The organism is Pseudomonas rossensis, from assembly GCF_039888995.1.
Taxonomy (GTDB): Bacteria; Pseudomonadota; Gammaproteobacteria; order Pseudomonadales; family Pseudomonadaceae; genus Aquipseudomonas; species Aquipseudomonas rossensis.
This window is the reverse complement of the sequence record NZ_JBBWCB010000035.1, coordinates 1-10,290: the sequence shown is the minus strand read 5'-3', so window position 1 is coordinate 10,290 and position 10,290 is coordinate 1. Positions and strand designations below refer to the sequence as shown.

General features: G+C 60.0%; 10 protein-coding genes and 1 pseudogene. 6 read left to right on the top strand and 5 right to left on the bottom strand.

Annotated elements, in window-relative coordinates:
* Positions 1-28 precede the first annotated feature (28 nt).
* The 5 genes from WLY71_RS12000 to WLY71_RS11980 all read left to right on the top strand — a co-directional run bounded on the left by WLY71_RS12000 (position 29) and on the right by WLY71_RS11980 (position 6,195).
* Complete coding sequence (locus WLY71_RS12000; RefSeq protein ID WP_347803707.1) at positions 29-1,837, top strand: sensor histidine kinase; 1,809 nt, start codon at positions 29-31, stop codon at positions 1,835-1,837.
* Positions 1,831-3,156 (top strand): sigma-54-dependent transcriptional regulator, encoded by a 1,326-nt coding sequence (locus tag WLY71_RS11995; RefSeq protein WP_347803706.1) that lies wholly within the window; start codon positions 1,831-1,833, stop codon positions 3,154-3,156. The genes WLY71_RS12000 and WLY71_RS11995 overlap by 7 nt, the downstream gene beginning before the upstream one ends.
* A 309-nt stretch (positions 3,157-3,465) precedes the next feature.
* Positions 3,466-4,785, top strand: a complete 1,320-nt coding sequence (locus WLY71_RS11990; RefSeq protein ID WP_309678085.1) for an MFS transporter — start codon at positions 3,466-3,468, stop codon at positions 4,783-4,785.
* A 308-nt stretch (positions 4,786-5,093) separates the two neighbouring features.
* Positions 5,094-5,285: a hypothetical protein gene (locus WLY71_RS11985; protein WP_283181487.1), complete on the top strand. Its 192-nt coding sequence runs from the start codon at positions 5,094-5,096 to the stop codon at positions 5,283-5,285.
* A gap of 280 nt (positions 5,286-5,565) precedes the next feature.
* Positions 5,566-6,195 (top strand): flavin reductase family protein, encoded by a 630-nt coding sequence (locus WLY71_RS11980; protein ID WP_347803705.1) that lies wholly within the window; start codon positions 5,566-5,568, stop codon positions 6,193-6,195.
* On the opposite strand, the gene WLY71_RS11975 is transcribed toward WLY71_RS11980, so the two are convergent.
* Positions 6,196-6,426 carry a hypothetical protein gene (locus WLY71_RS11975; protein WP_347803704.1) on the bottom strand — a complete coding sequence of 77 codons (231 nt, stop codon included), beginning with the start codon at positions 6,424-6,426 and terminating at the stop codon, positions 6,196-6,198.
* 41 nt (positions 6,427-6,467) lie between these two features.
* A complete protein-coding gene (locus tag WLY71_RS11970) occupies positions 6,468-6,821 on the bottom strand; it encodes a putative quinol monooxygenase (RefSeq protein ID WP_046049698.1) in 354 nt (117 codons plus the stop codon).
* Positions 6,822-7,156: 335 nt separating this feature from the next.
* On the opposite strand from WLY71_RS11970, the gene WLY71_RS11965 reads away from it, so the two are divergent.
* Entirely contained in the window at positions 7,157-8,086 is a 930-nt protein-coding gene (locus WLY71_RS11965; RefSeq protein WP_347803703.1) for an AraC family transcriptional regulator, read from the top strand.
* 131 nt (positions 8,087-8,217) lie between these two features.
* On the opposite strand, the gene WLY71_RS11960 is transcribed toward WLY71_RS11965, so the two are convergent.
* The 3 genes and pseudogenes from WLY71_RS11960 to WLY71_RS11950 form a co-directional block, all read right to left on the bottom strand.
* A complete protein-coding gene (locus WLY71_RS11960) occupies positions 8,218-9,273 on the bottom strand; it encodes an ABC transporter ATP-binding protein (protein ID WP_347803702.1) in 1,056 nt (351 codons plus the stop codon).
* Positions 9,274-9,288: 15 nt separating this feature from the next.
* Complete coding sequence (locus WLY71_RS11955; RefSeq protein WP_347803701.1) at positions 9,289-10,137, bottom strand: ABC transporter permease; 849 nt, start codon at positions 10,135-10,137, stop codon at positions 9,289-9,291.
* Positions 10,134-10,290, bottom strand: a pseudogene (locus tag WLY71_RS11950) (ABC transporter permease); the annotation flags it as partial. The gene WLY71_RS11955 and the pseudogene WLY71_RS11950, both read right to left, overlap by 4 nt.

The following is a 10,290-nucleotide window of genomic DNA, read 5'->3' as shown; positions in this document are numbered from 1 at the left end:
CTGGCAACTCTGTCCACACGCGGCGTGCATGCTATGGTGCGCGCCCGTATTGCTGACTGTTTACTACGCCATGCTTGCGACCTCCCGGACGTTACGTCTGATGCTGTACACCTTGCTGATCGTTGCCGGCTCAGCGTTGGCGGCCGGTTTAGCCATGCGCCACACCGAACGCCAGGCCCTGGTCGAAGACGCCGCCCGCGCCAATCAGCAACTGGCGTTATACGCCAACTCTTTGCACACCCTGATCGACCGCTACCGCGCCCTGCCCGCTGTGCTCGCACTGGATCCGGAATTGCGTGCAGCCCTCAATGGCTCGGTATCCGCTGAACAGCAGGACGCACTGAATCGCAAACTGGAAAAGATCAACGGCGCGGCGCAATCCTCGACCCTGGAACTGCTCGACCACACCGGCCTGGCAGTGGCCGCCAGCAATTGGCGTCTGCCCAGCAGTTATGTCGGCCACAACTATGGCTTTCGCCCCTACTTCAGCCAGACCCGCACCCAGGGCACCGGGCGCTTTTACGCGGTGGGCGTGACCAGCGGCATTCCCGGTTACTTCCTGTCCAGCGCGGTCACCGGCGACGACGGCCAGTTCCTCGGCGCCATGGTGGTGAAACTCGAATTTCCGGAACTGGAGCGCGAGTGGCGTCAGGGCAGCGACACGCTGCTGGTCAGTGATGCACGCGGGATTATCTTCATCGCCAACCAGCCGGGCTGGCGCTATCGCCTGTTGAAACCGCTGAGTGACAGCGATCACGCCGAACTCAAGGCCACCCGCCAATACGACAAACAACCGCTGACACCGCTCGAGTATCAATCGGTACGGCGCTTCGACGACAACAGTGATCTGACGCGGGTCGTGGGTCCTGACGGGACGGCCAATTACCTGTGGGAATCGCTGTCGCTGAGCACCGAAGGCTGGACGCTGCACCTGCTGCGCCGTCCGCAAATCGCTTTCGAAGACAGCCGCAACGCCGGGCTTGCCGCTGCCGGGTTGTGGCTGGCCGTGGTGTTTCTGTTGCTGTTCCTCAATCAGCGCTGGCGTCTGGCCAAGCTGCGCCAGCGCAGTCGTGAAGAGCTGGAAAAACTGGTGGAAGAGCGCACCCGCGACCTGCGCACCGCTCAGGACGGTCTGGTGCAATCGGCCAAACTCGCCGCCCTCGGCCAGATGTCCGCCGCGCTGGCCCATGAAATCAACCAGCCGCTGACCGCCCAGCGCATGCAGCTTGCTACTCTGAGGCTGCTGCTCGATCACGGTCGGGTCGACGACGCCTACAAGGCGCTCAAACCGGTGGATGACATGCTGACGCGCATGGCCGCACTCACCGGTCACCTGAAAACCTTCGCCCGCAAAAGCCCCAGCGGTTTACGCGAACGCCTGGACCTGGCAGCGGTGGTCGACCAATCGTTGCAGCTGCTCGACACACGGTTGCGCGATGAACAGGTCAGCACGGTGCTGCACCTGACGCGCCCGGCCTGGGTGCGTGGCGATGCGATTCGTCTGGAACAGGTGCTGATCAATTTGCTGCGCAATGCCCTGGACGCCATGCAGGACAAACCCTGCAAGCGCCTGGAAATCCGTCTCGAAGCCGACGAACAACTCTGGCGCCTGACCGTCACCGACAACGGTGGCGGCATTGCCGAAGAGCACTTGGCGAACGTGTTTGATCCGTTCTTCACCACCAAACCGGTGGGTGATGGCCTGGGCCTCGGGCTGGCCGTATCCTTTGCCATCGTTCACGAATCGGGTGGACGCCTGAGCGCCGACAATCATGCAAACGGCGCGGTGTTCACCGTGACCTTGCCCATCGACCTGGAGGCCCCTGGCTCATGCTGAATTCAGTGATGGTGGTCGACGACGAAAGCAGTATTCGCAGTGCCGTTGAACAATGGCTGAGCCTGTCGGGGTTCGAGGTGCAGTTGTTCAGCCGCGCCGATGAATGCCTGGCGCAGCTGCCGAAGCATTTCCCCGGGGTGATCCTCAGCGACGTGCGCATGCCTGGCATGACCGGCCTGAAACTGCTGGCCGAGGTTCAGCGGCGCGATGCCGACTTGCCGGTGATTCTGCTGACCGGTCACGGCGATGTGCCGATGGCGGTCGAAGCGATGCGCGATGGTGCCTACGACTTCCTTGAAAAACCCTTCAGCCCCGAAACCCTGCTCGGCAGTCTGCGCCGTGCGCTGGACAAGCGGCGGCTGGTGCTGGAGAACCGTGCCCTGCACGAGCAAGCGGACAACCGCGCCAAACTCGATGCGACGCTGCTGGGCGTGTCCCGTGGTTTGCAGACGCTGCGTCGGCAAGTGCTGGACCTGGCGACGCTGCCGGTCAATGTGTTGATTCGTGGTGAAACCGGCAGCGGCAAGGAATTGGTTGCCCGTTGCCTGCACGACTTCGGTCCGCGTGCCGACAAACCGTTTGTGGCATTGAACTGTGCGGCGATTCCCGAGCAGTTGTTCGAGGCCGAATTGTTCGGCCACGAGAGCGGCGCGTTCACCGGCGCCTCGGGCAAACGCATCGGCAAGCTCGAATACGCCGATGGCGGCACGCTGTTTCTCGATGAAATCGAAAGCATGCCGCTGGCCCAGCAAGTGAAATTGCTGCGGGTGTTGCAGGAGCAGAAGCTGGAGCGATTGGGTTCCAATCAGAGCATCCGCGTGGATTTGCGGATCATCGCCGCGACCAAACCCGACTTGCTGGACGAAGCCCGGGCCGGACGCTTTCGCGAGGACCTGGCCTATCGGTTGAACGTGGCCGAGTTGCGGCTGCCACCTTTGCGCGAGCGGCGTGAAGACATTCCACTGTTGTTCGAGTCGTTTGCACAAAATGCCGCCGAGCGCTTGGGACGGACGTTTCCACCGCTGAGCGGCCCGCAGTTGAGCCATCTGCTGAGCCATGACTGGCCGGGCAATGTGCGCGAATTGGCGAACGTTGCTGAGCGGCAAGTATTAGGACTGGGTGAGCCGGAACCGGTGGGGATTGACCCTGGGCAATCGCTGGCGGCGCAGCAGGAAGCGTTTGAAGCGCATTGTCTGCGCGCGGCGTTGACCCGGCATAAGGGCGATGTGAAAGCGGTGCTTGAAGAGCTGCAACTGCCGCGCCGGACGTTCAATGAGAAGATGCAGCGGCATGGCCTGACCCGCGAGATGTTCTTGTAGCGTCTGATCGGGCCTCTTCGCGGGCAAGCCCGCTCCCACAGTGGACAGCGTCGTACACAAAGTTTGTATTCAACACGGTCACTGTGGGAGCGGGCTTGCCCGCGAAGAGGCCGGTACAGGCAAAGCAAATCCATAAGCTGGATAAGCGCCTTTCCGCTCACACCCTGTCCGGAATGAGCGGATTTTCGCTCACTAATCATCGTCACCCCCTCTAAACCGCCCCTCCCTCCGTTGGCACATCTCCTGCTATAGCCCAAGCAGGCTGCGTTTCAACGCGCTCCACAAAAACAATTAAATGAAGGATCCGTCATGGATAACTCACAAACCCTGCCTCTTGGGTCGGCAGCTTCGCCTGCCAAAGAAAGAACCACTGCCAGTCGCATCAAATCGATCTTCAGCGGCTCTGTCGGCAACATGGTCGAGTGGTACGACTGGTACGTCTACGCCGCCTTCTCCCTGTACTTCGCCAAGGCCTTTTTCCCCAAAGGCGACACCACCGCACAACTGCTGAACACCGCCGCGATCTTCGCCGTGGGCTTCCTGATGCGCCCGATCGGTGGCTGGCTGATGGGCCTCTACGCCGACAAGGCCGGTCGCAAGAAAGCGCTGATGGCTTCGGTGTACCTGATGTGTTTCGGCTCGCTGCTGATCGCCCTGAGCCCGGGTTATGAAACCATTGGCATTGGCGCACCGATCCTGCTGATTTTCGCCCGTTTGCTGCAAGGCCTGTCGGTCGGTGGCGAGTACGGCACCTCGGCGACGTACCTCAGCGAGATGGCGACCAAGGAACGTCGCGGCTTCTACTCCAGCTTCCAGTACGTGACCCTGATCTCCGGCCAGCTCATCGCCCTGGCGGTGTTGATCGTGCTGCAACAGACCCTGACCACTGAAGAGCTGTACGCCTGGGGCTGGCGCATCCCGTTCGCCATCGGCGCGCTGTGTGCCGTGGTCGCGCTGTACTTGCGTCGTGGCATGGAAGAAACCGAGTCGTTCACCAAGAAAGAGAAGGCCAAGGAAAGCGCGATGCGCACCTTGATGCGTCATCCGAAGGAACTGATGACCGTGGTCGGCCTGACCATGGGCGGCACCCTGGCGTTCTACACCTACACCACGTACATGCAGAAATACCTGGTGAACACCGTCGGCATGAGCATCTCCGACTCCACCACTATTTCGGCTGCCACGCTGTTCCTGTTCATGTGCCTGCAACCGATCATTGGCGGGCTCTCGGATAAAGTCGGTCGCCGGCCGATCCTGATTGCCTTCGGTATTCTCGGGACGCTGTTCACCGTGCCGATCCTGACCACCCTGCACACCGTGCAGACCTGGTGGGGCGCGTTCTTCTTGATCATGGCGGCGCTGATCATCGTCAGCGGCTACACCTCGATCAATGCGGTGGTCAAAGCCGAACTGTTCCCGACCGAAATCCGCGCCCTGGGCGTTGGCCTGCCGTACGCGCTGACCGTGTCGATCTTCGGCGGCACCGCTGAATACATCGCACTGTGGTTCAAGAGCATCGGCATGGAAACCGGTTACTACTGGTATGTCACCGCGTGTATTGCCGTGTCGTTGCTGGTGTACATCACTATGAAAGACACCCGCAAGCATTCGCGGATCGAGACGGACTGACAGGCGTTCAGCAGTCACTGCAAGGGTGACTGCCAGGGCCTCATCGTCGGAACACCGCCCGGAGCAAGCTCGCTCCCACATTGACCGAGTTCTTTCAGGAGAATGCGGTCGAATGTGGGAGCGAGCTTGCTCGCGATGGGCGCGCCTCGGTTCCAGGTCGACCCCTCCAGCAGATAACGATCGGTTAATGCCCCCGCAGCATTCTGCAGCGGACCGCATCCAAATCAACGTGACGCACGTATATCCGTTACAGGCCCCCGAATCAGCGCCTGTACGTATTCACTGCGAACGAACCTGGAGTACACATCATGAAAATCCAACTGATCCTCGCCCTGACCCTTTCCGTATTGGCTGCCAACACCTTTGCCGCTGATGGTTATGACAAAACCGGTTCGGCCTCCTTCGCGTCCGAAGCCAGCGCCTCCGTCGAACGCGCTCATTCTGATACCTATGCCGCTGACGGTTTCGATAAAACCGGTACCGCAGAATCCATCGGCTAATAGTTGGAGGAAGGTTCACAGCCCGGCTTCGGCCGGGCTTACTTATATCTGGAGGAACATAAATGCCGGAGTCTACACAGAACCCCTGTGGGAGCGAGCTTGGTCAGGGCGGCGTTCCGACGATTGCGGTCTGTCAGCCACATAGATGTCGGATGTGCTGCCGTCATCGTCGGAACGCCGCCCGGACCAAGCTTGCTCCCACATTTGGATCTCATCGCTGGAAATTATCCGTTCGTCCTTGCACCATGACCGCCTCCCGAGCCCCCCAGGAATTTACGCCATGCCCGACGACATCCATTTCTACGAACCCGCCAACGGCCACGGCCTGCCGCATGACCCGTTCAATGCCATCGTCGGCCCGCGTCCCATTGGCTGGATTTCCTCTCAGGATGCCGATGGCCGCCTGAACCTGGCGCCTTACAGTTTCTTCAACGCGTTCAACTACATTCCGCCGATCATTGGTTTTTCCAGTGTCGGGCGCAAAGACAGCCTGAATAACATCGAGCGAACCGGCGAGTTCGCCTGGAACCTGGCGACCCGTCCGCTGGCCGAGCAGATGAACCAGTGCTCTGCCATGGTCGGGCCTGAGGTCAACGAGTTCGAGCTGTCCGGGCTAACCCCGGCAGCGTCGAAAATCATTCAGGTGCCGCGCGTCGCCGAAAGCCCGGTGTCCTTCGAGTGCAAGGTCACGCAGATCATTCAGTTGCAGCGGGCCGACGGGAACGTGGTGCCGAGCTGGCTGATTCTCGGCGAAGTGGTCGCCGTGCATATCGCCAAGTGGCTGTTGAAGGATGGGGTGTACGACACCGCCGCGGCAGAACCGATCCTGCGCGGCGGCGGGCCAGCGGATTATTTCCAGCTGGGGCCTGAGGCATTGTTCAAGATGTATCGCCCGGGGGCGGTCAAGTAATTACCAGATCAGGTCGCCGTCTTCGCTGACGTCCCTGAGACGGGTCAGTTCTTTGGCTGCGGCCTCATCGGCCTCATGGGCAGTTTTGAAGGTCTGTTCTTCGAGCAGCGTGTGAAAGCGCGGTGCACCCGAACCACCGATGGCTTTGGTGGCAATTGCGGCGTGATAACCGCCCTCGCGGGGTACTACGGCAGATACGGCTTCGAAGGTTTCAAAGGCTTTGCGTGCCATGTCGCGGATCCTGGCTGATTGAGAGTTGAGCCATTAAACCCTCAACCCGCCATTTTGTGTACCCACGACTGGGACTGCCCCAGCGCCTGGGCAGCCGACACGTCCTTGAAGGTATGAAAATCCAGGCTGTTGACCACCAGGTCTTGCACCAACCCGGCAAAAATCTGCATGGCCGGGGTGCTGAAGTAAGCGGTCATGGCCTGCTGGTTCATCCAGAAACCGGACACCAGCCACAACTCCGGATCGCACTGCGAATGTTGCAGGGCAAAATTCAGGCAACCCGGGGCGCTGCGGGACGGCTCGATCAAGGCGCTCAGGCGCGCACCAAGTTCCGCCGAACGCCCGGCGCGGGCACGAACAAAAGCCATATGACTGACGGGGATCTGCGTAGACATGTTCAACCCTCCCAGGTACTCGAGTGGCAGCCGTGGGACGGGCTGCGACAGGATCAAAGGTTAAGCGCGCAGGTAGAAGCGCGGTTAGTCGATTCCTGCCAGCTTGTTGCACAATCCTGCGCGGCTTCTCGAAAAACCTGTAACAACCTGTTAAAGCTTTCGTGCCAATGAAACAGGGCTTTCAAGCAAGTTTTCCTTGGGTTGCCCTGTCATAGAGGTGCCGTTAATTCACTCCGTGCAGAATCAGGCAAGGTTGAGGCAGGATGTGTCTACCGCTTCGTCTTGCACAAACTTAAGCTCGCCTCATTACTGACGCCCCACCGAGGATGCCTTGCATGTCGTCGCTCGATCACTTTGAAGCCCCGCTGGACGCCGAAATGGAGAAACAGCGCGCGGAACTGGCCGCTATCATTCGCCATAACACGGCGGAGGATGGCACTTATGCGACTGCCGTCGGCTCGTTGTTCATGTCGCGCCATAGCAAGTCCCATGAGTTTGCCCCGGTACTGGCGCAACCGGCGCTGTGCATCATGGCGCAGGGCCGTAAAGAGGTCAGGCTGGCCGATGAATACTTCAATTACGATCCGCTGAATTACCTGGTGGTGTCGGTTTCGATGCCACTGAGCGGGCGCGTGGTGAATGTCACGTCTGAAGAACCGATCCTCGCGGTGCGGCTGGATATCGACCCGGCGGAAATCTCCGCGCTGATTGCCGACGCCGGCCCTCTCGGTGTGCCCACCCGGCCAACGGGAAGAGGCTTGTATGTCGAACGGATCGACACCGCGATGCTAGACGCCGTGCTGCGTCTGGCACGTTTGCTGGATGCGCCGAAAGACATCGCCATGCTCGCACCGCTGATTCGCCGGGAAATCCTGTATCGACTTTTGCGCAGCCAGCAGGGCCATCGGCTGTACGAAATCGCTATCGCCAACAGCCAGAGCCATCGCATCAGTCAGGCGATCAAATGGCTCAACGGCAACTATGAACAGCCGTTGCGCATCGATGATCTGGCGAAGGAAGTGAACCTGAGTGTGTCGACGTTGCATCACCGGTTCAAGGCGATGACGGCGATGAGTCCGTTGCAGTATCAGAAGCAACTGCGCCTGCAAGAAGCGCGACGGTTGATGCTGGCGGAAGGCTTGGAGGCTTCGGCGGCGGGGTATCGGGTCGGGTATGAAAGCCCTTCGCAATTCAGCCGGGAGTACAGCCGATTGTTCGGGGCTCCGCCGTTGCGGGATTTGGCGCGGTTGCGGTTGTCGGTTTGATCCGGCATTTGTTGTGTGGCTGATGGCCTCATCGCGGGCAAGCCCGCTCCCACAGGTATTGCGGTGTACACATAACCTGTGGGAGCGGGCTTGCCCGCGATGAGGCCAGTGAATTCGACCAGTTTCTAATGTCAGGCGCCGAGTACGCGGCAAGCCTCAGCCGGCAACGTCACCGACACCGGATTGCCAATGCTCAACCCAAACCCCTGACACGGCGTACTCAACGCCGTAAACGACACCCCGGAACACTCCACTGTCGTTTCGATCGTCGCGCCAATATCACGCACAAACGTCACCTTACCGAGCAACCGATTCCCCGCCGTCGCCTGCGGATGCGACAGTTGCAGGTCCTCAGGACGAATCAACATCTTCACTTTCTCACCCACCACAATGCTGCTGCAGATCGGCACTTCCAGCGCATCGCCACCCGGCAGCCCAATCTTCCCATTGCCCAGTGCCGTGGCCGGGAAAATATTGCCCGAGCCGATAAAGTCCGCAACAAATTCATTGGCCGGGTGACGATAGATTTCAATCGGCGTGCCCACTTGCTGGACCCGATGCTCACCCAATACCACGACGATATCCGCCATGGTCATGGCTTCACGCTGGTCGTGGGTCACCATGATGGTGGTGATGTTCAAGCGTTGTTGCAGCTGACGGATTTCCACCTGCATCGACTCACGCAGCTTGGCGTCCAGCGCCGACAGCGGTTCGTCGAGCAGCAGAATTTTCGGGTGATTGGCAATCGCCCGGGCAATTGCCACGCGCTGACGTTGACCGCCAGAGAGTTTCGACACCGGACGGTCGATCATTTCCTGCAACTGAATCAGTTGCAGCAACTCCACCACCCGCGCCTGCTGAGCAGCCTTGCTGACGCCACGCAGTTTCAGCGGATAGGCGATGTTCTCCCCCACCGTCATGTGCGGGAACAGCGCCAGCGATTGAAACACCATGCCGAAATTACGTTGATGCGCCGGCGTGTGGCCGATGTCTTCACCGTCCAGGCGAATCTCGCCGCCGCTCAGGGTTTCAAGCCCCGCGATCATCCGCAGCAACGTGGTTTTGCCGCAGCCCGACGGGCCGAGAAAACACACCAGTTTGCCCTCAGGCAAATGCAGGTTTACATCCTTTACCGCGCAGGCCGAGCCGTAATGTTTCTCGACGTTTTCCAGAATCAGACCAGTCATGTTGCACCTCAAGAATCAGAACGAAACGCCACCTTCACCGACCAGCTTCTCCAACGCCCAGATCAGGACGAAGTCGATCAGCACGATCAGCACGGCAAACGAGAAAACGGTAGGGTCGAGCGATGACACGGTGCGGCTGTACATCCAGATCGGCACGGTCATGACGTCGATGGTGTAGAGGAAGTAGGTCACAGTGAATTCGTTGAACGAGACGATGAACGCCAGCAGCATCCCCGCCAGAATCCCCGACTTCATCAACGGCACCACCACATCGATAATCGCCCGGGTCGGTGAAGCGCCAAGCATCTGCGCGGCTTCTTCGACTTCGCTGCCGATGGAGAGCATCGCGGCGGTGCAGTTTTTCACCACGAACGGCAGCGCCAGGATCACGTGAGCAATCACCAACCGTGAGGTGGTCATTTGGAACGGCAGGCTGTCGAACACCAGCAATAACGCCAGCCCCAACACCACCATCGGGAACACCAATGGCAGCGACATCAGTTGCAGCGCCACGGCTTTTCCGCGGAACTCACAACGGGTCAGGGCATAGGCGGCCGGCACCGCGACAATCGTCGCAAACACCATGGTCAGGCACGCCACCATCAGGCTGGTGGTCATGGCTTTACCGAGGCTCAGCACATCGCTGGAATCCGGCGACACGAAGGTGTTCCAGGCAGCCTTGTACCATTGCAGGCTGTAGCTGTTCGGCGGGAAGTCGAGGTTCGACGCACCACTGAACGACATCACAATCATGGTCAGGATCGGCAACACCGCCAGCAGCAGGATGAAGCCCGACAGGATGCCGGCAAACTTTCCGGTCTCGCCGGGCAGCAGCCCATAACGTTTCTTGATCAGGGTGCTCATTGGGAAGCCTCCAGCATGCGCCGACGACGGCCAGTGATGTATTCGGACAAGGTCATGATTGCGAGCGTGGTGACAATCAGCACCACACCGGCAGCGGAGGCGGCGGGCCAGTTCATCAGTGGGGCGATCTGGTCGTGCACCATCACGGCCAGC

What these genes read in the sequence shown, in the direction of transcription:
- WLY71_RS12000 (WP_347803707.1), top strand. Translation starts at nt 29, where the DNA reads ATGCTATGGTGCGCGCCCGTATTGCTGACTGTTTACTACGCCATGCTT.
- WLY71_RS11995 (WP_347803706.1), top strand. Translation starts at nt 1,831, where the DNA reads ATGCTGAATTCAGTGATGGTGGTCGACGACGAAAGCAGTATTCGCAGT.
- WLY71_RS11990 (WP_309678085.1), top strand. Translation starts at nt 3,466, where the DNA reads ATGGATAACTCACAAACCCTGCCTCTTGGGTCGGCAGCTTCGCCTGCC.
- WLY71_RS11985 (WP_283181487.1), top strand. Translation starts at nt 5,094, where the DNA reads ATGAAAATCCAACTGATCCTCGCCCTGACCCTTTCCGTATTGGCTGCC.
- WLY71_RS11980 (WP_347803705.1), top strand. Translation starts at nt 5,566, where the DNA reads ATGCCCGACGACATCCATTTCTACGAACCCGCCAACGGCCACGGCCTG.
- WLY71_RS11975 (WP_347803704.1), bottom strand. Translation starts at nt 6,426, where the DNA reads ATGGCACGCAAAGCCTTTGAAACCTTCGAAGCCGTATCTGCCGTAGTA.
- WLY71_RS11970 (WP_046049698.1), bottom strand. Translation starts at nt 6,821, where the DNA reads ATGTCTACGCAGATCCCCGTCAGTCATATGGCTTTTGTTCGTGCCCGC.
- WLY71_RS11965 (WP_347803703.1), top strand. Translation starts at nt 7,157, where the DNA reads ATGTCGTCGCTCGATCACTTTGAAGCCCCGCTGGACGCCGAAATGGAG.
- WLY71_RS11960 (WP_347803702.1), bottom strand. Translation starts at nt 9,273, where the DNA reads ATGACTGGTCTGATTCTGGAAAACGTCGAGAAACATTACGGCTCGGCC.
- WLY71_RS11955 (WP_347803701.1), bottom strand. Translation starts at nt 10,137, where the DNA reads ATGAGCACCCTGATCAAGAAACGTTATGGGCTGCTGCCCGGCGAGACC.